A 23,251-nucleotide genomic window follows, 5' to 3' on the forward strand; every position below is an offset into this window, starting at 1 on the left:
GGGCTTTCCGATTGCATAGCGCACGAAATCACGGAAGAATGGCATCTTATTTGCTGGGAGCGCCGTAAGCGCCCGCCGGTATTCCGATTTTGGGTGAGAATAGAGTCCGTTATGAAGGTATTGGTCACCGGTGCAACCAGTGGGTTAGGCCGTAACGCCGTTGAATATCTGCGTCGCCAGGGCATCAAAGTGCGCGCCACCGGTCGCAACCAGGCGATGGGCAGCCTGCTGGAAAAAATGGGCGCGGAGTTCATTCATGCCGATCTCACCAACCTGATCTCTTCGCAGGCCAAGGCGATGCTGGCCGACGTCGACGTACTGTGGCACTGCTCCAGCTTTACCTCCCCCTGGGGCACCGAAGAAGCCTTCGAACTGGCCAACGTCCGCGCCACCCGCCGCCTCGGCGAATGGGCGGCGGCCTACGGCGTGGCGCAGTTCATTCACATCTCTTCCCCGGCGATCTATTTCGATTACCATCATCACCGCAACGTGACCGAAGACTTTCGCCCGCAGCGCTACGCCAACGAGTTCGCGCGCAGCAAGGCCGCCGGCGAGCAGGTGATCCAGCAATTGGCGCTGTCCAATCCGCAGACCCATTTCACCATTCTGCGCCCACAGGGGCTGTTCGGGCCGCACGACAAAGTGATGCTGCCGCGGCTGTTGCAGATGATCAAACGCTACGGCAACCTGCTGCTGCCGCGCGGCGGCGCGGCAATGGTAGACATGACCTATCTGGAGAATGCGGTGCACGCCATGTGGCTGGCGACGCTAAAAGAAGATACGCCGTCCGGCCGTGCCTACAACATCACCAACCAGCAGCCGCGCCCGCTACGCACCGTGGTGCAGCAGCTGATCGACGATTTGGGCATGAAGTGCCATATCCGCTCCGTCCCCTATCCGATGCTCGATATGATGGCGCGCGGCATGGAGCGTCTGGGCAGCAAAAGCGAAAAGGAGCCGGTGCTGACCCACTACGGCGTCGCCAAACTCAACTTCGACCTCACGCTCGATACCACTCGTGCACAGCAAGAGCTGGGCTATCAGCCCATCGTCTCGCTGGAAGAAGGCATCGCGCGCACCGCCCGCTGGCTGAAAGACCACGGTAAGCTGCACGGCCTGTAATCAACGCGCCGCGCCGTACTTCACCAGCAGCGCATCGACAATCGCTTCACTTTCTGCATCCGGCTCGCCGCGCACATCGTCGGGCCGGAAATGCATCTGAAACGCCGCCAGCACGTTGCGCTGCTGCCGCGCATCCCACGACGGGTCTATCGCGTAACCGTAACGCGCCAGCTTTTCGAGCAGCGGCGCCATCGGTACCGGCGCATGGCGATCGCGCCCCGCCAGCAAACGCTGCACGTCCCGTTCATCCGGCCAGGCGCCGATGCCGGCCTGCGCCAGCTGCCGCCAGGGGAACAGCGGGCCGGGATCCTGTTTGCGCTGCGGCGCGATATCGCTGTGCCCCACCACGTCCTGAGGCTGGATGCCATAGCGTTGGATAATGTCGCGGCTCAGCGGGATCAGCACGGCGATCTGCTCCGCCGTATAGGGTTGCCAGTGGGTGAACAGCATGCTGCGGGTGAAGCCCTTGTTGACGATTTCGATGCCGATCGAGGTGTCGTTGAGGTTGCTGCGGCCGCGCCAGGCGCTGGTGCCGGCATGCCAGGCGCGCATCGCCTCCGGCACCAACCGGTACACCGTCGGTTTGCCGTGCTCGCGCTGTGGGTGAGCCGGCAGCAGATAATGGGCGCTGACGTGCTCGTCGGTCAGCGTTTTCAGCGATGAATGGAAGTCTTCCGCCGTGTAGTGCATCACCAAAAACCGGATGCGCTGATCGGCGCCCTGTGCCTGATGCAGGGTTTCGAGCTGGTAAGCGCCGCGATCGACGTGCGTATCCTGCTGTGGATTTTGGCACCCCGCCAACAGCGCGGCGGCGATAATCCCTGGCCAAATTTTCACTTATCCTCCTGATTATCGTCCGTGAAAGATGTAACGTAACGCGATTAACCTGTATCCAATCATCACGCTCATCGAGAAATGATGACAGATAGCGCCGATATGCAAGCGAGTATTTCTCCCGACTGGCGGCCTCTCCCGCCCATGATAGTCTCAAAGTATCATCTGCGCTGAAAGAGCGGAGTCGAACATGTTCACGCCACGCTATCTGTCCTGGTTGCTCTGTGCCGCCATGCTGCCGCTCAGCGGCTGCGATCAGCAAAAAGTCGCCGGTGCGATGGGCGGGAGCACACCGCCCCCGGCCGCTCCCGCCGCCAATGCCAGTACACCGGCCTATACGCCGCTGACCGCCGATCAGCTTTACCAATTGGTCAGCCCGGTGGCGCTGTTCCCCGACAAACTGCTGGCGCAAGTGTTGGCCGGCGCGGGTTACCCTGACCAAATCAGCGCCGCGGATGCCTGGCTGGCGCAAAACCGCGGATTGCAACCGGCGGCGCTCAGCTCGGCGGCCGACGCTCAGCCCTGGGATCCCAGCGTACGCGGCCTGGTACAATTCCCCGACGTGCTCGATCAGATGGCGAAGAACATCCCCTGGACCACCGCCCTGGGCAGCGCCTACCTCAACGATCCCACCGACGTGATGAACGCCATTCAGGTGATGCGTCAGCGGGCGGCCAGCCAGGGTACGCTGAAAAACACCCCGCAGCAGCACATCGTCGTGGCTCCCACCACCCGTTACGTGGAGCAACAGTCTTATCGCCAGAGCGTGGTGGCGGCGCCGGGCGAAACCATCGTCATCGAGCCCAGCCAGCCGGATACGGTCTACGTCCCGCATTACGATCCCTGGGTGGCCTACGGCACGCCGATCCAGGCTTATCCAAGCTATCAGTATCAGCCTTCGGGCTACAGCGGCGGCGACATGCTGGCAGCCGGCGTGATCAGCTTCGGCGTCGGCATCGCGGTCGCCTCTTTGCTCAACCAACACAACAGCGGCTGGCACAACTGGGATATGCGCTGGGACGATCGGCGCCAGCCGGTGGTCTACCGCAATGCGCCCTACGTGTCGCATTCCACCACCGTGGTGAATCGCGTCACCAACATCAACCAATATAACAACGTCAACAATGTGAATCGCAGCACCACCAGCACGGTGAACAACTACAATACGACCCCCGCCGCGCCGACGCCGCGCTTCAATCAATCGACGCCGAACGCGGCGCCGCAACAGCCGCGCGTCGCGCCTGCAGCCCATGCGCCGATGACCATGCCGAACTTTGCGCATACCCAGCCGGTAGCGGCCGCGCCGCACGTGCAACAATCGGTCAACGCGCCCCATGTACAGCAGCCGATGAGCATGCCGACGTTCACGCATACCGCACCTAAGGCGCCCCACGCGCAGCAGCCGATGGCCGTGCATTCAGCCCCGGTACAGACGCATCCGATGCAGACCGTCGCGCCGGTGCATCAATCCGCCGTGCGGCCACCGGTTCAGGTCGTGCCGCACGTCGCTCAGCCGGCGGTGCGCGAACCGGCCGTAGCGCCGCACCCGGCGGTAGTGCGCCCGACGCCGATGCCGCAAGAACGCGTCATGCCGCATCCGGCCCCGGCGCCGCAGATCCGCCCGTCGTTCGTTCAGCCGATACAGCATCGCCAGGAGCCGGCGCCGGTAAAACCGCAGGAGCACCGCCCGATCGTCGAGCAGCACAAGGTGGGATAAAGCAAGAGGACGTCGCCCCGGCAGAACGGCCGGGGCGCGGAGAATAGCGTTAGCGGCTCACTTTCACCGCGGTGCCGCTGACGGTCACCATCAGCATGCTGCCGTCTTTGCCAACGGTTTCATAATCGATATCAATGCCGACCACCGCGTTGGCGCCCAGCTCTTTCGCCTGATCTTCCAGCTCTTCGAACGCGATCAAGCGCGCCTTGCGCAGCTCTTTCTCGTAGGCGCCCGAACGGCCACCGACGATATCGCGCACGCCGGCGAAGAAATCACGAAAAATGTTGGCGCCGAGGATCGCTTCGCCGGTCACGACGCCGCAGTATTCGGTGATGGTAAACCCTTCCAGGGTCGGGGTAGTTGAAAGCTGCATCAGAATTCCTTGTTTGATTAATTCAACGTATCTATGACCAGAAGATTGGCGTTATGTTCGCTTAATCAATGGCACGCAGTACGAATGCAAGGCCAAAAAACGCATTTATACTGTAAGCTATCGGTCTTCATGGTAGAGACTTTCACATAAGGTAATAAGATGAAAACAAAAACGATTGCGGCTGTTTTACCCTTAGCGCTGCTGCTGAGTGCCTGTACCACGGTGGAACCGGCATACAAGGATATCGGCACTCGCAGCGGCAGCTGTGTGGAAGGCGGCCCGGATACGGTCGCGCAAAAGTTCTATGATCTGCGCATCCAGCAGGGCGCCGGCCTGCCGGACAGCAACCGCCTGGCGCAGCTGCAACCTTACCTGAGCAAAGTGCTGTATCAGGATCTGGTCAGCGCCGGCCAGAACCCGGGCAAGTATCGGATAACCGGCGATCTGTTCTCCGGCAATGCGCAGGGGCCAAGCAGCGCGTCCGTCGCCAGCGCCTCGACCATTCCTAACACCGATGCGAAAAACATCCCGTTGCGCGTTGACTTGAGCTACCAGAAAGACGCCAACAGCACCGTGAACTGGCAGGACGAAGTGCTGATGGTGCGCGAAGGCACCTGCTGGGTGGTTGATGATATTCGCTACCTGAATGTTCCAGCGCACGCCACCAACGGCAGCGTACGCCAGGTGCTGGAAAACCAGTAACCCGCGATACCCCAGCCGACGCGGGCTTGCCGCGTCGGTCATCCCCGCTGCCGCCAGCCGCTCAAATTTCGTCCAATAGAAAAAATTTCGCTACCGATCTCACAGCCTGCACCACAAATCCCCTCCCTCGGCTTGAGTCGCGGTATCTTGTGCTAATCTTTTACTGTCCCGCCGCACACTCATAAATTTTAACGCACAAAGATTGCATAAGTATTCTGTGGAAGTTAACATTTGCGGCATCAATGTCTATTCAATTCTGGCGCATGAGTATTCAACTTAACGGTATCAATTGCTATTACGGCGCTCACCAGGCGCTGTTTGACATCACGCTGGATTGTCCAGCCGGGGAAACCCTGGTGCTGCTTGGCCCAAGCGGCGCCGGGAAAAGTTCATTGCTGCGGGTGCTGAACCTGCTGGAAATGCCGCGTTCGGGCCAACTGCAGATCGCCGGCAACCAATTCGACTTCAAGCAGGCGCCGGGCGAGAAAGCCATCCGCGAACTGCGCCAAAACGTCGGTATGGTCTTCCAGCAATACAACCTGTGGCCTCACCTCACCGTGGTTCAGAACCTGATCGAAGCGCCTTGCCGCGTGCTGGGTCTGACCAAGGCTCAGGCGATGGAGCGCGCCGACAAGCTGCTCAAGCGTCTGCGCCTGACCGACTTCGCCGATCGCTTCCCGCTGCACCTTTCCGGCGGCCAGCAGCAGCGCGTGGCGATCGCCCGCGCCCTGATGATGGAACCGCAGGTGCTGCTGTTCGATGAACCGACCGCGGCGCTGGATCCGGAAATCACCGCTCAGATCGTCAGCATCATTCGCGAACTGGCCGGCACCGGCATCACTCAGGTGATCGTCACTCACGAAGTGGAAGTGGCGCGCAAAACCGCCAGCCGCGTGGTGTACATGGAAAACGGCCACGTGGTGGAGCAAGGCGACAGCAGCCACTTTACGCAGCCGCGGACTACCGAGTTTGCCAACTACTTATCACACTAACAATTAACTTGCTGTAATTTGGGGATTTTGCGATGAAAAAACTAATAATCGCCGCCGTTCTGGCCGGCATCAGCGTTTCCGCCTCCGCAGCCGAAACCATCCGTTTCGCTACCGAAGCCTCCTATCCTCCATTTGAATTTATTGACGCCGGCAACAAGATTCAGGGTTTTGACGTCGATCTGGCCAACGCCCTGTGCAAAGAGATGCAGGCCGAGTGCACCTTCACCAACCAGGCGTTCGACAGCCTGATCCCGAGCCTGAAATTCAAGCGTTTCGATGCGGTCATGGCCGGTATGGACATCACGCCGGAGCGTGAAAAGCAGGTGCTGTTCACCAAGCCGTACTACGATAACTCGGCGCTGTTCATCGCGCAGAAAGGCAAAATCGCCGACGTGGCGGCGCTGAAAGGCAAGAAAGTGGGCGTGCAAAACGGCACCACCCACCAGAAATACCTGACCGACAAGCACCCGGAAATCACCACCGTGCCTTACGACAGCTACCAGAACGCCATTTTGGATCTGAAGAACGGCCGCGTTGATGCGGTGTTCGGCGATACCGCGGTGGTCAACGAATGGCTGAAGCAGAATGACGCGCTGGCGGCAGTGGGCGCCAAAGTGACGGATAAAGACTACTTCGGCACCGGCCTCGGCATCGCGGTGCGCCAGAAGAACACCGATCTGCAGGGCAAGTTCAACGCCGCTCTGGACAAGATCAAGCAGGATGGGACCTATGAAACCATCTACAAAAAATGGTTCCAGCAGTAATACGCCCCGATGAATGAATTACAACCTTTAGCAAGCGCCGCCGGCATGACCGTCGGCCTTGCCGTTTGCGCCCTGATCCTCGGGCTGATTCTGGCGATGCTGTTCGCCGTATGGGAATCGTCCCGCTGGAAAGCGGTCAGCTGGCTCGGCACCGCCTGGGTGACCGTGCTGCGAGGCCTGCCGGAAATCCTGGTGGTGCTGTTTATCTATTTCGGTTCGTCGCAGCTGCTGCTGATGCTCTCCGACGGCTTTACCCTCAACCTCGGTCTGTTCCAGTTGCCGATTCAGTTGGCGATAGACAATTTCGAAGTCAGTCCGTTCCTGTGCGGGGTGATCGCTCTGGCCCTGCTCTATTCCGCCTACGCTTCGCAGACGCTGCGCGGCGCGCTCAAAGCGGTGCCGCAGGGGCAGTGGGAATCCGGCCAGGCGCTGGGACTCGGCAAGGCGGCGATCTTCTTTCGCCTGATCATGCCGCAGATGTGGCGCCACGCCCTGCCCGGCCTCGGCAACCAGTGGCTGGTGTTGCTGAAAGACACCGCGCTGGTGTCGCTGATCAGCGTGAACGATCTGATGCTGCAAACCAAGAGCATCGCCACCCGCACCCAGGAGCCTTTTACCTGGTATGTGATCGCGGCGGCCATCTACCTGCTGGTGACGCTGTTCAGCCAATACGTCATCAAACGCATTGAGCTGCGCGCCACGCGCTTTGAGCGGGGGCCGGTCTGATGATTGAGTATTTACCGGAGATCCTCAAAGGGTTGCACACCAGCCTGACGCTGACCGTCGCCGCGCTGATCGTCGCGCTGCTGCTGTCGCTGCTGCTGACGGTGATCCTGACGCTAAAAACGCCGATCCTGACGCCGCTGGTCAAGATCTACGTGACGCTGTTCACCGGCACGCCGCTGCTGGTGCAGATCTTCCTGATCTACTATGGTCCCGGCCAGTTCCCGGCGATCCGCGACTACCCGTGGCTGTGGAACCTGCTGTCGCAGCCCTGGCTGTGCGCGATGATAGCGCTGGCGCTGAACAGCGCGGCCTACACCACGCAGCTGTTCTATGGCGCGGTACGCGCCATTCCCGCCGGGCAGTGGCAGTCGTGCGAAGCGCTGGGCATGTCGCGCCGGCAGACGCTGCGCATCCTGCTGCCGTTCGCCTTCAAGCGCGCGCTGTCGTCTTATTCCAACGAAGTGGTGCTGGTGTTCAAAAGCACCTCGCTGGCTTACACCATCACGCTGATGGAGGTGATGGGCTACAGCCAGCTGATGTATGGCCGCACCTACGACGTCATGGTATTCGGCGCCGCGGGCCTGGTGTACCTGTGCGTTAACGGCCTGCTGACGCTGCTGATGCGGCTGGTAGAGCGCCGCGCGCTGGCATTTGAACGCCGCAACTGAGGCCGCCGCCCCCCATGAGCCCCGCCATCGTGCGGGGCTTTTTTTATCCCCACGCAATATTTAATCATTTATATTGCATTTTAATTCACTCAGTGGCAGGGTTATCAGCAGACGCACGCGCAAAAACCTCTGGCGATTACCAGTAAAAACAAACGATAGCGAATAATCACTTTCAGGATTCAGACAGGAGCTCTACGCATGAAAAAACTGCTGCTTGCCGCGACGATGTTGGCCGGGATCACCTTTAACGCCACCGCGGCCGAGACCATCCGCTTTGCCGCTTCCGCCACCTACCCGCCGTTCGAATCGCTGGACGCCAACAACCAGATCGTCGGCTTCGATATCGATCTGGCCAACGCGCTGTGCAAGCAGATGCAGGCGCAGTGCACCTTCACCAACCAGGCGTTCGACAGCCTGATCGCCGCGCTGAAATTCAAGAAATACGATGCGGTGATTTCCGGTATGGACATCACGCCGGAACGTAGCAAACAGGTCGCTTTCACCCAGCCTTACTACGCCAACTCGGCGATCGTGATCGCGCAAAAAGGCAAGTTCAGCTCGCTGGCGGATCTGAAAGGCAAAAAGCTCGGCATGGAAAACGGCACCACCCACCAGAAATACATGCAGGACAAGCACCCGGAGATTAACACCGTCTCTTACGACAGCTACCAGAACGCCATTCTGGAGCTGAAAAACGGCCGTATCGACGGCGTGTTCGGCGACACCGCCGTGGTGAACGAGTGGCTGAAAACCAACCCGCAGCTGGCGCCGGTCGGCGAGCACATCACCGATGCGCAATACTTCGGCACCGGTCTCGGCATCGCGGTGCGCCCGGACAACCAGGCGCTGCTGGCCAAGCTGAACGCCGCGCTGGACGCCATCAAGGCCGACGGCACCTACAAGGCCATCAACGACAAGTGGTTCCCGCAGTAAGTCCGCATGTGGAGTCGCCCTCCTTCGGCGGCTCCATCGGATTGCTACCGCATCCGGTTAGTGCTAAATTTGATACTTAATTTAGCATCAAGGATAACATCATGACGGTTCAACCCATTCTCGCCGACTCCGCAGTCAGCATCAGCGATTTTAAAAAATCGCCCAACGCCGCCCTTAAAGAGGCACAAGGGCAACCGGTCGCCGTCCTGACCAACGGTAAGATTTCGGGATATTACGTCTCTCCGGAAACCTGGGAGGCGATCGCGGAGTACCTGGAAGATCTCGAACTCGCTGAAATCGTTCGTTCACGGATGAACGGCAAACGCATTAAGGTCAATTTGGATGACTTATAAGCTTGAATTCGAAGAACACGCACTGAAGGAATTTAAAAAACTGTCCCCGGCGATCCGGGAACAGTTCAAAAAAAAGCTGGCATCCGTGTTGGTTAATCCCCACGTCCCCGCCAACAAACTCGCCGGTTTGCCTGATTGCTACAAAATCAAACTCAGAGCCTCAGGCTTTCGTTTGGTGTATCGCATCATGGAGACGGAGATCGTGGTTCTGGTCCTTTCTGTGGGCAAACGCGAACGTTCAGCGGCTTACACGGCTGCCAAAAAGCGCCTTTAATGCCGCACCAACAGCGTCAGCACTTCGTAGTGCGCGGTATGCGGGAACATGTCAAACAGCTGCACCCGTTCGATGCGATACCCCGGCAACATCTCGATATCTTTCGCCATGCTCTCGGCGTTGCAACTGGAATAGAGAATATAGTCCGGCGCCATTCGGCTCAGATAGTCGCACAGCGCCTGACCGATGCCGCGCCGCGGCGGATTGACCAGCACCAGCTGCGGCACCTGGCCTTCGGCGGTGGCGAAGCGGGTGGAATCGAGCGCCTGAAAATCTACGTGCAACAGCCCTAACCGCTGCGCCGACTGGCGGGCGCAGGCGATCGCTTCTGCACTGATTTCGATGCCGGTCAGCCGCGTTTGCGGCTGCGCGCAGTGCAGGCCGAAACCGCCGACGCCGCAGAACAGATCCCACATGCTGTCGATACCCAGCGCCCGCACCCAGTCGCGGGCGGTGGTATACAGATCGGCGGCCACCTGCGGGTTGGTCTGGAAGAAGCTTTGCGGGCGGATGAACAGCGGCACCTGATTGAACCGTTCCTCCAGCGCCTGCTGTTCGGTCAGCGCGATCTCGCGCTCCCCTTCCATGATCGCCATGTGCACCGGCTGAATATTGGCGGAGATCACCTTGAGCTGCGGCAGCTGCTGCTGCAGCCACGGCAGCGCGGCGCGCAGCTGCGCCAGCTTGGTTTCCGAGCGCAGCACGAAGCGCAGCATCACGCCGCCGTCGAGCGTGCTTTCGGTCAGCAGCAGGTACTTCAGCTCGCCGCGTTTGCGCGCCACGTTATACGGCGTCAGGCCCGCACGGGCGATAAAGCTTTTCAGCACCGTAAACATCGGCGCAAAGGCGGCGGGATACAGCGGGCAGTCGCTCAGATCGACCGGCGTGCCGTCGCGGTGCAGCATGCCAAGCAGCGGGCGCTCCACGCTGCCGCTGACCACCATCTTGGCTTTATTGCGAAATGCGCTCAGCTCTCCTGCCACCGGCTGCAGCCACTGCGCGACGTCGCGCCCGGCCAGCAGCGATTGCAGGTGATGCTGTTTGTCGGCCAGTTGCTGCGGATAGGGCTTTTCCAGCCACTGACAGGAACGGCAGGTGCCCGCCGTATACAAAGCGCAATGCATGAAGATTACCGTGAAGTTCAGGATGACGAATTAAGGGCGCAGAGTTTACCACTCCGCGCGCCTAAAATCTCACTTGCGCGCGGCGAAGAAGCGGCGGCTGGCGGCAGGAACGAACAGCAACGCCAGGATCACCACGTCGGGGATCTTTTGCAGGATCAGAACGTGCAGAATCTGGCCGCTGGTTTCCCCTTCCACGGTAAACACCTCGGGGAAGACGCTGCCGATGGTGGCCAACAGCAGATAAAGTACCACGATGCACTGGCAGGCCACGTAACCCCAGCGCCCCCAGTTGCGCCCGCGCATCACCGCAAAGCCGCAGCTGATTTGCAGGCACAGCAGCATCAGGCCGGCCAGAAAAATAAAGGTAGAATCCCACGCCTGCGCGCTGGTGCTGACAAACTCCTGCGCACCGTCGACGCCCAGCTCGCCCAACAGCAGCACCACACTGATACACTTGATCGCGACCATGGCGGTACCCGCCACCATCACCGGCACCGGCGCATCCGAAGTCGATCTCATTCCCTGCCCGCTTTTCAGCATGTCTGACATATCCGTGTTCCGCTACGACGCGCCACCAATACAGATGGCGCATGTAAAGTCAGGTAGTTAGTTGCAATACTTATTGATTGCAAAAATAGCAGGTTTGTTACGATTCAGCTACGGGCCGCCCGCTGTAATTCACGCGATCGTTGTTTTTCCGAACGCGCCATAAACCACCAGGCGATCAGGCCGAGAATGCCCACCACCAGCAGGATCAGGCTGGCCAGCGCGTTAATTTCCGGATTCACCCCCATACGCACGCTGGAGAACACCAGCATCGGCAGCGTAGTGGCGCCCGGCCCGGAGACGAAGCTGGCGATCACCAGATCGTCCAGCGACAGGGTGAACGCCAGCATCCAGCCGGAGATCAGCGCCGGCGCGATCATCGGCAAGGTGATAACGAAGAACACCTTCAGCGGCGGCGCCCCCAGATCCATTGCCGCCTCTTCAATCGAGCGATCCACCTCGCGCAGGCGCGAGCTGATCACCACCGCCACATACGCGGTACAGAAGGTGACATGCGCCAGCCAGATAGTGAACATGCCGCGCTCCGACGGCCAGCCGAAAGCGTGTCCCATCGCCACGAACAGCAGCAACAACGACAGGCCGGTGATCACGTCCGGCATCACCAGCGGCGCGGTCAGCATAAACGCGAAGCCGGTCGAACCGCGAAAGCGGCCGAAGCGCACCATCACCACAGCGGCGATGGCGCCCAGAACCACCGCGGCAGTGGCAGAAGCGGCGGCGATGGTCAGGCTGAGCCCCACCGCGCTGATCATCGCCGAGTCGTGGAACAGTTCGGTATACCAGCGCGTGGACCAGCCAGCCCACACCGTCACCAGCTTGGAGCTGTTGAAGGAGTAGATCACCAACATCAGCATCGGCGCATACAGGAAGGTAAAGCCGACAGTCAGGATGGCGATGCGCCACGGTGAGCGTACTACCGGCAAGTTGTTCATTCCTGCCCCCCCATTTCCTTGTTCTGGTGTTTGTGGAACCACAAAATTGGCACGATCAGCAACAACAGCATGATGGTAGCGACCGCCGAGGCTACCGGCCAGTCGCGGTTATTGAAGAACTCCTGCCACAGCACGCGGCCGATCATGATGCTGTCCGGCCCACCGAGCAGTTCCGGGATCACGAACTCCCCCACTGCCGGAATGAACACCAGCATCGAACCGGCGATGATGCCGCCGCGCGTCAGCGGCACAATCACGCTGAAGAAGGTTTTCAGCGGCCGGGCACCCAGATCCAGCGACGCCTCCACCAGCGAGTAATCCAGCCGGATCAGCGCCGTGTAGATCGGCAGCACCATAAACGGCAGATAGGAATAAACGATGCCGATATACACCGCCAGGTTGGTGTGCAGGATCACCAGCGGCTGATCGATCACCCCCAGCCACATCAGAAAGTTATTCAGAATGCCGTTGTTTTTCAGAATGCCCATCCAGGCGTAGACGCGGATCAGGAACGAGGTCCAGGAAGGCAGGATCACCAGCAGCAGCAGAATGTTGCGGGTTGACGCCTTGCTGTGGGCCACCGCCCAGGCCAGCGGATAGCCGATGATCAGGCAACACAGCGTCGAAACCGCCGCCACGCGCAGCGACTGCAGATAGGCGTCGATATACAGCGGATCGTCGGTCAGCTGCAGGTAGTTGGCGAAGTTGAGCGCGATGTTCAGCTTGCCGTCCGCCCAGCTCAGCAGCTCGGTGTAGGGTGGCACCGCCAGCGCCAGCTCCGCCAGGCTGATCTTGAACACGATCAGGAACGGCAGCATGAACAGCAGCGTCAGCCATAAATACGGCAGCGCGATCACCAGCTTGCGGCCGTGAGCCATCAGCAGGCGGTGGAACAGCGCCTTTAAGGTGCCGGGCGTTTTGGCCGGCGGTTCCGGCGTGCGTTCAGAAAGCAGGGTCATACGGGTTACTCCTCACCGGCTCCACTACACCGTCAACACGACGCAGCTGTCAGTTTCCCAGCACAGACGCACTTCATCGCCCCAGGTGGGCATCCCCTTGCGGAAGCGGTGGCCGTTTTGCAGCTGGGCGCTGATAATCTGCCCGCTGTGCAGCTTCACGTGGTAAATCGACAGATCGCCCAGGTAGGCAATGTGCGCCACTTCCCCTACCGCGAAGTTGCAACCGTCTTCCGGTACCTGTTCGCACAGCAGGATCTTTTCCGGCCGCAGCGCCACCTGGATCGGTACGCCATCCACCACCGAGGCGTCCGGATCGACCTTGATCGCATGGCGCAATCCGGGGCTTTGCAGGATCAGCGCGTCGTCGTGCCGCGCCTGCAATACGCAGTCGAAGACGTTGACCGAACCGATAAATTCGGCGCTGAAGCGGCTGTTCGGATGCTCGTAGATCTCTTCCGGCTCGCCGATCTGCACGAATTTGCCGCGGTTCATGATAGCGATACGCCCCGCCATGGTCATCGCCTCTTCCTGATCGTGCGTCACCATCACGCAGGTCACGCCGACGCGCTCGAGAATATCGGTCACTTCCAGCTGCATGCGATCGCGCAGCTTCTTGTCCAGCGCGCCCATCGGCTCATCCAGCAGCAGTAGCTTCGGCCGCTTGGCCAGGCTGCGCGCCAGCGCCACCCGCTGCCGCTGGCCGCCGGAAAGCTGGTGCGGCTTGCGCCTGGCGTACTCCTGCATGTGCACCAGCGCCAGCATTTCCGCCACCCGTTCGGCGATTTCCGCCCGCGGCATTTTGTCCTGCTTCAGGCCGAAGGCGATGTTCTGCTCTACCGTCATGTGCGGGAACAGCGCGTAAGACTGAAACATCATGTTGATCGGCCGCTGGTACGGCGGCACGTGCGACATATCCTGCCCATCGAGCACGATCTGCCCTTCCGACGGCTGTTCGAAACCGGCCAGCATGCGCAGCAAGGTGGACTTGCCGCAGCCGGACGGGCCGAGCAGCGCAAAGATTTCGCCCTTATAGATGGTAAGGCTGACGTCTTCGACCGCGTTCTGCCCGTCGAAGGTTTTGGTGAGGTTACGGATTTCCAGCAGAGGGGTGAAAACCTTCTGCGACTTGGCTTGAGGGCGAGGGATAGCGTCGTTCAATCGGGGTGCTCTCCGGCGTAAAGCGGCACAAAACCACGGCTAGCGCCGTGGCCCAAAACGGCAATGCAGGCGGGGCACCCGCCTGCCGGTTTACCGACGATAGGGGACTATCCCCCATCATCACTTCCCGCTTTTAACTTTAGTCCATGCGCGGGTAATGACACGGTCCAGCTTCGGCGACTGCACGTTGAGCGTGAACAGCTTGGCGCGAATATCGGCCGGCGGATAGACGTTCGGGTTATCGCGCACCTCGGCGTTCACCAACGGCGTAGCGTCCTTCACCGCATTGGCGTAGTAAACGTGATTGCTGATGTCCGCCATCACGTCCGGCTTCAGCAGGAAGTTCAGGAACTGGTAGGCGGCGTCCTTGTTCTTGGCATCTGCCGGCATGGCGAACATGTCGAAGTAGGTCAGTGCCCCTTCTTTCGGGATCGCATAGGCCACGTTCACGCCGTTCTTCGCCTCTTTGGCGCGATTGGCCGCCTGCATCACGTCGCCGGACCAGCCGATCGCTACGCAGATGTCACCGTTCGCCAGATCGTTGATGTATTGGGAAGAGTGGAAATAGCGGATATTCGGCCGCAGCTTCAACAGCAGATCGTTGGCCGCGCCGGTATAATCCGCCGCGTTGGTGCTGTTGGGGTCTTTACCCAGGTAATGCAGCACGGTGGCGTAGACTTCGCTTGGCGCATCAAGGAAGGAAACACCGCAACTTTTCAGCTTCTCGAGGTTTTCCGGCTTGAAGATCAGATCCCAGCTGTTGACCGGCGCGTCTTTGCCCAGCGCCGCCTTCACCTTGTCGACGTTATAGCCAATGCCGGTGGTCACCATCATGTAAGGGATGCCGTATTTGTTGTCCTTGTCGTTATGCGCCACCAGCTTCAGCATCTCGGGATCGAGATTTTTGTAATTGGGGATTTTGCTCTTGTCGAGCGGTTCGAAGATGCCGGCCTGCGACTGGCGCTCGAGGAAGTTGGACGAAGGAACCACCAAATCGTAACCGGTGCTGCCCGCCATCAGTTTGCCTTCCAACACTTCGTTGGAGTCAAAGACGTCGTACACCACTTTGATACCGGTTTCTTTCTGGAATTTGGCCAGGGTATCCGGCGCGATATAGTCGGACCAGTTATACACGTGCAGCGTTTTATCTTCGGCTGACGCCGTGACGGACGCGGCCATCAGCAGGCCGGCAACCACACCCGATAACCACTTTTTACGTTGGGTGACCATCCGTAACTTCCTCCAAAACAGGGTGAATCATAGAATTGAACTTGTATCTGCAGCGATACAAAACCTTTCCTGATTGAGCGCAATCGTTGCAACCGCGAACTGAATGGCTATGCATATGATTGCATGCGCCTTTTCTCACTGCCCTGCTCGCGTGGTCACAAGGGAAATCGCAAGCCCTTTGCAGAATCAGCAGCATAGCCGCTGCCACCGCAACCCGCCAGCCCCCAGGGTAAAAAACGCCTTTTATCGATTTTTTATGCAGTTTTTCTCTATGTGATACGCCATTAACGGCACAAAAGGCGAGAAAGATCGGGCGGCCAAGGCCAAAATGCAGAATATTTTATTGCGGAGGGGAATAACGGCAGCATGCCGCCGGAGCGACGGCATGCTTAAGGTACAGCGAGGATCAGTGCAGCATCGGCTGACGCGCGGCGCCAGCGGGGATCTCTTCTTCGTCCCCCATAAACAGCAGATCGTTCGCCCGCGCCTCGAGGATCACCATCGAGACCTGCTCTTCACCCTGCTGCATGAAGTGGGTGAACTGCTCGTAGGTGATGCCGACCGCCACGCTCAACGACTGGCAGACGATCAGCTTCGGCAGGTTGTCGTCCTGAATGTCGACAAAGGCTTTGATGGTCAGCGAACTGGCGTTGATTTGGCTCAGGTCCGCCACCAGCGGGATCAGGGCGGTCGGCTTCACCTCGGCCAGCGCGGAGAACAGGATGACGTTGTCCACCAGATCTATCTTGGCGTCGAACACGCCGTCGAAGTTCTGCATGTGCGGCAGGTGCAGCGCCTGGCAGGAATCGCACTCAAAGAAAGAAATGCCCGACTGATCCAGCCAGCGCCGCAACAGCGCCAAATCGGGGACAATGAGTGAATCCATAATAACCAGCCTCACAATATTCAATACGCGAAAAGGCGCATAGCTTACGGAATATTCACCCGATACGCCACGATCAATGCGGCTTAATTCACTAATTAAGATATTGCTCGGCGGGAAAAGCGCGCCGACCGCTCCGTTAACCGCCGGATTTCAGGCGAAAGCCAGGCCGGCCGCGCTGCTCGATGTATTCGATCATCATGCCGGCGATATCCAGCCCGGTGGTGGTTTCCACCCCTTCCAGCCCCGGCGACGCGTTGACCTCCATCACCAGCGGGCCGCGCTCGGCGCGCAGGATATCCACCCCGGCGACGTCCAGCCCCAGCGTGCTCGCCGCTTTCACCGCGATCGCCCGTTCTCTGGCGGTGATGGTCACCTTGCGGGCGGTGCCGCCGCGGTGCAGGTTGGAGCGAAATTCGCCGGGCTTGGCCTGCCGTTCGATGGCGGCCACCACCCGGCCGCCCACCACCAGGCAGCGCACATCGCTGCCCTGCGCTTCGCGCACGTATTCCTGCACCAGGATATGGGCGTTCAGGCCGCGAAAGGCATCGATCACGCTTTCCGCCGCCTGGCGGGTTTCCGCCAGCACCACGCCGATGCCCTGCGTGCCCTCCACCAGCTTGACCACCAGCGGTGCGCCGCCGACCAGCTCGATCAGATCGCCGGTGTCGTCCGGCGAATGGGCGAAGCCGGTGATCGGCAGATCGATGCCCTGCCGCGCCAGCAGTTGCAGCGAACGCAGCTTGTCGCGGGCGCGGGTAATGGCCACAGATTCGTTTAACGGGTAGCTGCCGAGCAGCTCGAACTGGCGCAGCACCGCGGTGCCGTAAAAGGTGATAGCGGAGCCGATGCGCGGGATCACCGCGTCATAGCGTTCCAGCTGGCGGCCGCGATAGTGAATGGTCGGCGCCGCTGGATTGATGTTCATGTAGCAGGAGAGCGGATCGATGATATCGATGCTGTGCCCGCGATCTTCCGCCGCGTCACGCAGACGCTTGCATGAGTAGAGCGTTCCGTCGCGAGAAAGAATGGCAATTTTCACTCGTCACTCCAAAAGCCAACGCCTGCCCGGCAGGCGGGTTAGCGGCCGCGGCACTCAGGCGCGCGGATCGCTGTCCTGATTATCTTTCGATTGCGGTTTACGGCGATCGTTTTCCGGCGGCAACCCACCGCGCATCAGCGGCCCAAACCCCTGCACCACGCGCCATACCAGAAACGCCGCCGCCGGCACCATCAGCGCCACGCCGAGGAAAATCATGCCGACCGCCGCCTGCTGCGACGCCAGCCAGCCCGGCAGCTGCAGGTGGCCATGAATGCTGAGGTAGGCCAGCACCAACATCACGATGCCCAGCCCTTCCAACACCAGCACCGGACGCGGTAAGTCTCCGAATGAACGCATATTTTTCTTCTCCAGAAGGTCTGCCACCAGTGTAGTGAATTCCCGTCAACGGCGACAGCCCCGGTGGACTAATTGGTTACATGAATCAGATTAACAGGTAATTCCTGCTTTTTTTTCATGGCCTCAACGGGCATAGTAGGCGCCATCTGATGCGGGTAATGACTTTTTCGGTGACGGGATGTCGTTGCGATCGCGAATAATTTATTGAAAAATCCAATCTAAGGAGCGTTGCATGTTTGCAGTAATCTTCGGGCGTCCTGGCTGTCCTTATTGTGTCCGCGCTAAAGAGCTGGCGGAAAAACTGACTGAAGAACGCGACGATTTCAACTTCCGTTACGTTGACATCCACGCGGAAGGCATCACTAAGGCCGATCTGGAAAAAACCGTCGGCAAACCGGTTGAAACCGTGCCGCAGATCTTCCTGGATGAGAAGCACATCGGCGGTTGCACCGATTTCGAAGCTTACGCCAAAGAACACCTGAACCTGTTCCAGTAAGTTTTTGAACGACAAAGACAAAAAAGGCGCTTAACGCGCCTTTTTTTATTGCCGGTGCAGTTGCTGCAGCGTCTGCAACAGGCCGAGGGCGAACAGCATCAGCATCGCGCCGAACACGCACCAGAACACCGCGCTGGTGGCATAAGCCAGCTCCTGCCAGAACGAAGAGGACGGCGTCAGCCAGAAGTGGCGGATCAGCAGGCACAGCGGTAGCGCATACAGCGCACCCAGCAACGGGCAAAGCAGCCGCTTGCGGCTCGACAGATAGCTGGCTATCGCACCGGGGATGACGAACAGCAGCAGGCCGGTTTCACCGTGGTGCTCATGATCCGTGCTACCGAACAGGCCGGTTTGCTGGCCGAGAAACACCAGGCTGAACAACAGAAAACAGCTGAGAATGCCCAGCCAATATCTATAACTCGTCATGCGAATTCTCCCCCGCCCAATTACTGCATCAATAGAAATCAGTCCGATCACCCGTGCGGTGACGCTGAACCGAATTTTTTCCTTGGTCAAAAGAGAGTTAAATGCGCACGGCGGCGCAGGAAATCAGCTTTCTGTGCTGGCTGTCATCGGTCATAGCGTCTAGAATGAACGCCGCCGAACGATGGTTCGCTTCGCCTTACGCTGGTGGTGATTTATGACGTCGTTTTAAGGCTGAATTTATCTCTTATAGTTATCTATATCAAGCACTTACTGGTAAACAATAAGTTATCCTCCGTGAACATAAACGTCGCTAGTTTGTTAAACGGTAACTACATTCTGTTACTGTTCGTGGTACTCGCACTGGGGCTGTGCCTCGGTAAACTCCGTCTGGGCTCCGTCCAACTCGGTAATTCCATTGGCGTTTTGGTGGTTTCGCTGCTGCTCGGCCAGCAACACTTCGCCATTAACACCGAGGCGCTGAATCTCGGCTTTATGCTGTTTATTTTCTGCGTCGGCGTGGAAGCCGGACCCAACTTTTTCTCGATTTTCTTCCGCGACGGTAAAAATTACCTGATGCTGGCGCTGGTGATGGTCGGCTCGGCGATGGTGCTCGCCATCGGTCTCGGCAAGCTGTTCCACTGGGACATCGGCCTGACCGCCGGCATGCTGGCCGGCTCGATGACCTCGACACCGGTGCTGGTGGGCGCCGGCGACACGCTGCGTAACACCATCGTCAACGGCCCGGCGCTGCTGGCGGCTCAGGATCATCTGAGCCTCGGCTACGCCCTCACCTACCTGATCGGTCTGGTCAGCCTGATCTTCGGCGCGCGCTACCTGCCGAAGCTGCAGCACCAGGACCTGTCCACCTCTGCCCAGCAGATCGCCCGCGAACGCGGCCTGGACACCGACAGCCAGCGCAAGGTCTACCTGCCGGTGATCCGCGCCTACCGCGTCGGCCCCGAGCTGGTGGCCTGGGCCGACGGCAAAAACCTGCGTGAACTGGGCATCTACCGTCAAACCGGCTGTTACATCGAACGCATCCGCCGCAACGGCATTCTGGCCAACCCGGACGGTGACGCGGTGCTGCAGGTGGGCGACGAGATCTCGCTGGTCGGCTATCCGGACGCCCACGCGCGGCTGGACCCGAGCTTCCGCAACGGCAAGGAAGTGTTCGATCGCGATCTGCTCGACATGCGCATCGTCACCGAAGAGATCGTGGTGAAGAACAGCAACGCGGTGAACAAACGCCTGAGCCAGCTGAAGCTGACCGACCACGGCTGCTTCCTCAACCGCGTGATCCGCAGCCAGATCGAAATGCCGATCGACGACAGCATCGTGCTCAACAAGGGCGACGTGCTGCAGGTGAGCGGCGACGCACGCCGGGTGAAGAGCGTGGCGGAGAAGATTGGCTTTATCTCGATCCACAGCCAGGTGACCGACCTGCTGGCATTCTGCGCCTTCTTCATCATCGGCCTGCTGATCGGCCAGATCACCATTCAGTTCAGCAACTTCTCGTTCGGCATCGGTAACGCCGCCGGCCTGCTGATGTCCGGCATCATGCTCGGCTTCCTGCGCGCCAACCACCCGACCTTCGGCTACATTCCGCAGGGCGCGCTGAACATGGTGAAAGAATTCGGCCTGATGGTGTTTATGGCAGGCGTGGGCCTGAGCGCCGGCGCCGGCATTGGCCACAGCCTGGGTGCGGTCGGCGGCCAGATGCTGATCGCCGGGCTTATCGTCAGCCTGGTGCCGGTGGTTATCTGCTTCCTGTTCGGCGCCTATGTGCTGCGCATGAACCGCGCCCTGCTGTTCGGCGCCATCATGGGCGCCCGCACCTGCGCGCCGGCGATGGAGATCATCAGCGATACCGCGCGCAGCAACATCCCGGCGCTGGGTTACGCCGGCACCTACGCCATCGCTAACGTGCTGTTAACGCTGGCGGGTTCACTCATCGTGGTGCTATGGCCGGGCATACTCGGCTGATCGATTAGCGGGAGAGATGGATCGGCGATAAAAATATTTTGATTTTTTTGTCGCCGGCCAGAACTTTCGTTGGGGGCCGCAGTCTGAATTAGTGCCACTGCTTTTCTTTGATGTCCCCATTTTGTGGAGCCCGATAATCCCGCCTTTTAGGTTCAAGATTATCGGGTTTTTTGTTGCCTTGAAAAAATATCCTTATAAAACAATGCCAAGAAAAACACATAACTACCCTGTGGCGACAAAGTGGCGACAGCCATTTTACGGGCATAAAAAAACCTGCTTTCGCAGGCTTCTTGTTAAATCCAAAGTGTTCCCTGATTGCTTCGCGTTGGGTGTGGCGGAACGATATCAACTTTGCCCGGTGAAACGATCTGCCGCTGAATAGATTCCAGCGTCACAAAAGTACAACTGCAGTTTATGTTTTGGCATTGATGATAACGCTCTTTAGTGTTCTCACTAAGAGATCCGATGGTGCTGCCGAACGGCGCCCGGCTGATGTTCCTCGGCACCAACGTACGCACCGCGCAGAGCTACACCGGCAATCTATATCTTGATGAGTATTTCTGGATACCGAAGTTTCAGGAGCTGCGCAAAGTCGCCAGCGGGATGTCGCTGCACAAGCGGTGGCGCACCACCTACTTTTCCACGCCGTCGAGTCTGGCGCACTCGGCTTATCCGTTCTGGTCGGGGGAACTGTTCAACAAAGGCCGCCGCAGCAAAGCCGATCACGTTCAGCTCGACCTCAGCCACAGCCACCTGTCAAAAGGCGTGCTGTGCGGTGATGGACAATGGCGCCAGATTGTCACGGTTGAGGATGCGCTGACCGGCGGCTGTAACCTGTTCGACCTCGATCAGCTGTCGCTCGAATACAGCCCGGCAGAGTATCAGAACCTGCTGATGTGTGAATTTGTGGATGATACCGCGTCGGTATTCCCGTTCGCCGAGCTACAAGGCTGTATGGTCGATACGCTGGAAGAGTGGGAGGACTTCAACCCATACGCCGTGCGGCCGTTCGGTTATCGCCCGGTGTGGATCGGCTACGACCCATCGGAAGCCAACGGCGGCGACAGCGCCGGGTGCGCGGTGATCGCGCCGCCAATGGTGGCCGGGGGCAAATTCCGCGTGCTCGAGCGCTACCAGTGGCAGGGCATGAACTTTGCCGCGCAGGCCCAGAAGATTAAAGACCTTACCGAAAAATATTGCGTGGAGTACATCGGCATCGATGCGACCACCGTCGGCCAAGGCGTTTTCCAGCTGGTGCGCGAGTTCTTCCCGGCCGCGCGGGAAATCAAATACACCCCGGAAATCAAAACCGCTATGGTGCTGAAGGCTAAAGACACCATCGGGCGCGGCTGTCTGGAATACGACACCAGCCACACCGACATCACCGCAGCCTTTATGGCGATCCGCAAAACCATGACCGCCAGCGGCGCGCGTTCAACCTACACCGCCAGCCGCAGCGAGGAAGCCAGCCACGCCGATGTTGCGTGGGCAATCATGCACGCCCTCTTAAACGAACCGCTGACCGCAGGCAGCGGCCACAGCAGCCCGAACATTTTGGAGTTTTACTGATGAGCAAGCGCAAAGGTCGCAAGGCATTTACCTCCCCAGCGCCAGCCCCGGCAGCAGAGCAGAAGCAGGATTTTGAGGCGTTCACCTTTGGCGAGCCGTCCGCTGTGCTGGATAAGCGGGAAATTCTGGATTACATCGAGTGCACGACCAATGGCAAGTGGTACGAACCGCCGATCAGCTTCGATGGGCTGGCACGCAGCTTGCGCGCCGCCGTGCATCACAGCTCGCCGATATATGTTAAGCGTAACATTTTGGCGTCTACGTTCATCCCGCACCCGCTATTAAGCCAGCAGGAGTTTAGCCGTTACGTGCTGGATTATCTGGTATTTGGTAACGCCTTTTTAGAGGTCAGGAAGAACCGACTCGGAGAACCGTTGCGACTACAATGTTCACCAGCAAAATATACCCGCCGGGGTGTTGCACCTGATACGTATTGGTTTGTGCAGGACTGGAAAGATCCACACCAATTTGCGCCGGGGAGCGTGTTTCACCTAATTGAACCCGACATTAATCAGGAACTGTATGGCCTACCAGAATACCTCAGCGCGCTTAACTCAGCGTGGTTGAATGAAGCGGCAACACTATTTCGCCGTAAATACTATCAAAACGGCGCGCACGCCGGATACATACTGTATATGACCGACGCGGCGCAAAGCACCAGCGACGTAGACAGGATGCGCCAAGCGATGCGAGACACAAAGGGACTGGGGAACTTCCGGAATCTGTTTATGTACGCGCCGAACGGCAAGCCGGACGGCATAAAAATACTGCCTCTGAGTGAAGTCGCTACCAAAGATGATTTCTTCAATATTAAGAATGCAACGAGGGACGATCTGCTGAGTGCCCATCGGGTGCCACCTCAGATGATGGGGATTATTCCGAACAATACTGGCGGTTTTGGAGATGTTGAGAAGGCTAGTCAGGTGTTTGTGCGGAACGAATTGATACCACAACAAGAAAGAATGCAAGCAATAAACTCGCATTTCAATTGCAATGTGATTAATTTTAAAAAATATATACTATAAAATCATTTTAAAATTAAGGCTGCAACAATAGCAGCCTTACCA

At 58.9% G+C, this 23,251-nt stretch carries 26 protein-coding genes and 1 pseudogene; 14 read left to right on the forward strand and 13 right to left on the reverse strand.

The features are described 5' to 3' along the window. The first annotated feature begins 111 nt into the window (after positions 1 to 111). The gene (locus FHU12_RS13040) at positions 112 to 1,122 is read left to right on the forward strand and encodes a 3-beta-hydroxysteroid dehydrogenase (protein WP_141969803.1); all 1,011 of its coding nucleotides are present in this window, start codon (positions 112 to 114) and stop codon (positions 1,120 to 1,122) included. Here the strand turns inward: FHU12_RS13040 and FHU12_RS13045 are convergent, their stop codons facing one another. Beyond that, the gene (locus tag FHU12_RS13045; protein ID WP_141969805.1) at positions 1,123 to 1,959 is read right to left on the reverse strand and encodes an N-acetylmuramoyl-L-alanine amidase; all 837 of its coding nucleotides are present in this window, start codon (positions 1,957 to 1,959) and stop codon (positions 1,123 to 1,125) included. 187 nt (positions 1,960 to 2,146) lie between these two features. Here FHU12_RS13045 and FHU12_RS13050 point away from each other — a divergent pair, with 187 nt between their 5' ends. Beyond that, positions 2,147 to 3,673 carry a DUF3300 domain-containing protein gene (locus FHU12_RS13050; RefSeq protein WP_141969807.1) on the forward strand — a complete coding sequence of 509 codons (1,527 nt, stop codon included), beginning with the start codon at positions 2,147 to 2,149 and terminating at the stop codon, positions 3,671 to 3,673. A gap of 49 nt (positions 3,674 to 3,722) precedes the next feature. Here FHU12_RS13050 and FHU12_RS13055 read toward each other — a convergent pair whose 3' ends face one another. Then, on the reverse strand, positions 3,723 to 4,046 hold the full coding sequence (locus FHU12_RS13055) for a heavy metal-binding domain-containing protein (protein WP_004928400.1): 324 nt from the start codon (positions 4,044 to 4,046) through the stop codon (positions 3,723 to 3,725). A gap of 159 nt (positions 4,047 to 4,205) precedes the next feature. On the opposite strand from FHU12_RS13055, the gene FHU12_RS13060 reads away from it, so the two are divergent. From FHU12_RS13060 to FHU12_RS13095, 8 genes are all read left to right on the forward strand, one after another. Beyond that, positions 4,206 to 4,748 (forward strand): lipoprotein, encoded by a 543-nt coding sequence (locus FHU12_RS13060; RefSeq protein WP_141969809.1) that lies wholly within the window; start codon positions 4,206 to 4,208, stop codon positions 4,746 to 4,748. 263 nt (positions 4,749 to 5,011) lie between these two features. Beyond that, positions 5,012 to 5,740: an arginine ABC transporter ATP-binding protein ArtP gene (gene artP, locus FHU12_RS13065; protein ID WP_038884338.1), complete on the forward strand. Its 729-nt coding sequence runs from the start codon at positions 5,012 to 5,014 to the stop codon at positions 5,738 to 5,740. Positions 5,741 to 5,772: 32 nt separating this feature from the next. Then, a complete protein-coding gene (artJ, locus tag FHU12_RS13070) occupies positions 5,773 to 6,504 on the forward strand; it encodes an arginine ABC transporter substrate-binding protein (protein WP_004928409.1) in 732 nt (243 codons plus the stop codon). 9 nt (positions 6,505 to 6,513) lie between these two features. Further along, entirely contained in the window at positions 6,514 to 7,230 is a 717-nt protein-coding gene (gene artQ, locus FHU12_RS13075) for an arginine ABC transporter permease ArtQ (protein WP_025159684.1), read from the forward strand. Further along, positions 7,230 to 7,898 (forward strand): arginine ABC transporter permease ArtM, encoded by a 669-nt coding sequence (artM, locus tag FHU12_RS13080; protein ID WP_025302241.1) that lies wholly within the window; start codon positions 7,230 to 7,232, stop codon positions 7,896 to 7,898. Before artQ ends, artM begins: the two co-directional genes overlap by 1 nt. A gap of 198 nt (positions 7,899 to 8,096) precedes the next feature. Further along, positions 8,097 to 8,831, forward strand: a complete 735-nt coding sequence (artJ, locus tag FHU12_RS13085; protein ID WP_033637816.1) for an arginine ABC transporter substrate-binding protein — start codon at positions 8,097 to 8,099, stop codon at positions 8,829 to 8,831. 101 nt (positions 8,832 to 8,932) lie between these two features. Further along, a complete protein-coding gene (locus FHU12_RS13090; RefSeq protein WP_016928356.1) occupies positions 8,933 to 9,184 on the forward strand; it encodes a type II toxin-antitoxin system Phd/YefM family antitoxin in 252 nt (83 codons plus the stop codon). Further along, positions 9,174 to 9,458, forward strand: coding sequence for a type II toxin-antitoxin system RelE family toxin (locus FHU12_RS13095; RefSeq protein ID WP_016928357.1), 285 nt, complete (start codon positions 9,174 to 9,176; stop codon positions 9,456 to 9,458). The genes FHU12_RS13090 and FHU12_RS13095 overlap by 11 nt, the downstream gene beginning before the upstream one ends. On the opposite strand, the gene rlmC is transcribed toward FHU12_RS13095, so the two are convergent. From rlmC to FHU12_RS13140, 9 genes are all read right to left on the reverse strand, one after another. Continuing rightward, a complete protein-coding gene (rlmC, locus tag FHU12_RS13100) occupies positions 9,455 to 10,582 on the reverse strand; it encodes a 23S rRNA (uracil(747)-C(5))-methyltransferase RlmC (protein WP_141969811.1) in 1,128 nt (375 codons plus the stop codon). The genes FHU12_RS13095 and rlmC overlap by 4 nt on opposite strands. 69 nt (positions 10,583 to 10,651) lie before the next feature. Further along, entirely contained in the window at positions 10,652 to 11,131 is a 480-nt protein-coding gene (locus FHU12_RS13105; RefSeq protein ID WP_141969812.1) for a YbjO family protein, read from the reverse strand. A gap of 104 nt (positions 11,132 to 11,235) precedes the next feature. Then, positions 11,236 to 12,081 (reverse strand): putrescine ABC transporter permease PotI, encoded by an 846-nt coding sequence (gene potI, locus FHU12_RS13110; protein ID WP_025302238.1) that lies wholly within the window; start codon positions 12,079 to 12,081, stop codon positions 11,236 to 11,238. Next, positions 12,078 to 13,040: a putrescine ABC transporter permease PotH gene (gene potH, locus FHU12_RS13115; RefSeq protein WP_141969814.1), complete on the reverse strand. Its 963-nt coding sequence runs from the start codon at positions 13,038 to 13,040 to the stop codon at positions 12,078 to 12,080. The genes potI and potH overlap by 4 nt, the downstream gene beginning before the upstream one ends. 24 nt (positions 13,041 to 13,064) lie before the next feature. Beyond that, positions 13,065 to 14,198, reverse strand: coding sequence for a putrescine ABC transporter ATP-binding subunit PotG (gene potG, locus FHU12_RS13120; protein WP_141969816.1), 1,134 nt, complete (start codon positions 14,196 to 14,198; stop codon positions 13,065 to 13,067). Positions 14,199 to 14,318: 120 nt separating this feature from the next. Continuing rightward, a complete protein-coding gene (potF, locus tag FHU12_RS13125; RefSeq protein WP_141969818.1) occupies positions 14,319 to 15,428 on the reverse strand; it encodes a spermidine/putrescine ABC transporter substrate-binding protein PotF in 1,110 nt (369 codons plus the stop codon). Positions 15,429 to 15,834: 406 nt separating this feature from the next. Beyond that, positions 15,835 to 16,314, reverse strand: coding sequence for a type III secretion system chaperone family protein (locus FHU12_RS13130; protein WP_060421651.1), 480 nt, complete (start codon positions 16,312 to 16,314; stop codon positions 15,835 to 15,837). A gap of 136 nt (positions 16,315 to 16,450) precedes the next feature. After that, a complete protein-coding gene (rimK, locus tag FHU12_RS13135; protein ID WP_141969820.1) occupies positions 16,451 to 17,353 on the reverse strand; it encodes a 30S ribosomal protein S6--L-glutamate ligase in 903 nt (300 codons plus the stop codon). Between the two features lie 54 nt (positions 17,354 to 17,407). After that, positions 17,408 to 17,710, reverse strand: a complete 303-nt coding sequence (locus FHU12_RS13140) for a YbjC family protein (protein ID WP_033646672.1) — start codon at positions 17,708 to 17,710, stop codon at positions 17,408 to 17,410. A gap of 232 nt (positions 17,711 to 17,942) precedes the next feature. On the opposite strand from FHU12_RS13140, the gene FHU12_RS13145 reads away from it, so the two are divergent. Next, positions 17,943 to 18,206, forward strand: a complete 264-nt coding sequence (locus tag FHU12_RS13145) for a GrxA family glutaredoxin (protein ID WP_004938676.1) — start codon at positions 17,943 to 17,945, stop codon at positions 18,204 to 18,206. 45 nt (positions 18,207 to 18,251) lie between these two features. On the opposite strand, the gene FHU12_RS13150 is transcribed toward FHU12_RS13145, so the two are convergent. Next, complete coding sequence (locus FHU12_RS13150) at positions 18,252 to 18,632, reverse strand: inner membrane protein YbjM (protein ID WP_141969822.1); 381 nt, start codon at positions 18,630 to 18,632, stop codon at positions 18,252 to 18,254. A 294-nt stretch (positions 18,633 to 18,926) separates the two neighbouring features. On the opposite strand from FHU12_RS13150, the gene FHU12_RS13155 reads away from it, so the two are divergent. Then, positions 18,927 to 20,615: an aspartate:alanine antiporter gene (locus FHU12_RS13155; RefSeq protein ID WP_047728000.1), complete on the forward strand. Its 1,689-nt coding sequence runs from the start codon at positions 18,927 to 18,929 to the stop codon at positions 20,613 to 20,615. 293 nt (positions 20,616 to 20,908) lie between these two features. On the opposite strand, the gene FHU12_RS13165 is transcribed toward FHU12_RS13155, so the two are convergent. Next, the gene (locus FHU12_RS13165; protein WP_141969824.1) at positions 20,909 to 21,124 is read right to left on the reverse strand and encodes an ogr/Delta-like zinc finger family protein; all 216 of its coding nucleotides are present in this window, start codon (positions 21,122 to 21,124) and stop codon (positions 20,909 to 20,911) included. On the opposite strand from FHU12_RS13165, the pseudogene FHU12_RS13170 reads away from it, so the two are divergent. Both FHU12_RS13170 and FHU12_RS13175 read left to right on the forward strand, forming a co-directional pair. Beyond that, a pseudogene (locus FHU12_RS13170) lies at positions 21,075 to 22,184 on the forward strand (phage terminase large subunit family protein); the annotation flags it as partial. The gene FHU12_RS13165 and the pseudogene FHU12_RS13170 overlap by 50 nt on opposite strands. Continuing rightward, the gene (locus FHU12_RS13175; protein ID WP_141969826.1) at positions 22,184 to 23,209 is read left to right on the forward strand and encodes a phage portal protein; all 1,026 of its coding nucleotides are present in this window, start codon (positions 22,184 to 22,186) and stop codon (positions 23,207 to 23,209) included. The pseudogene FHU12_RS13170 and the gene FHU12_RS13175, both read left to right, overlap by 1 nt. Positions 23,210 to 23,251 lie beyond the last annotated feature (42 nt).

It is taken from the genome of Serratia marcescens (genome assembly GCF_006715005.1).
GTDB classification, from domain to species: Bacteria; Pseudomonadota; Gammaproteobacteria; order Enterobacterales; family Enterobacteriaceae; genus Serratia; species Serratia montpellierensis.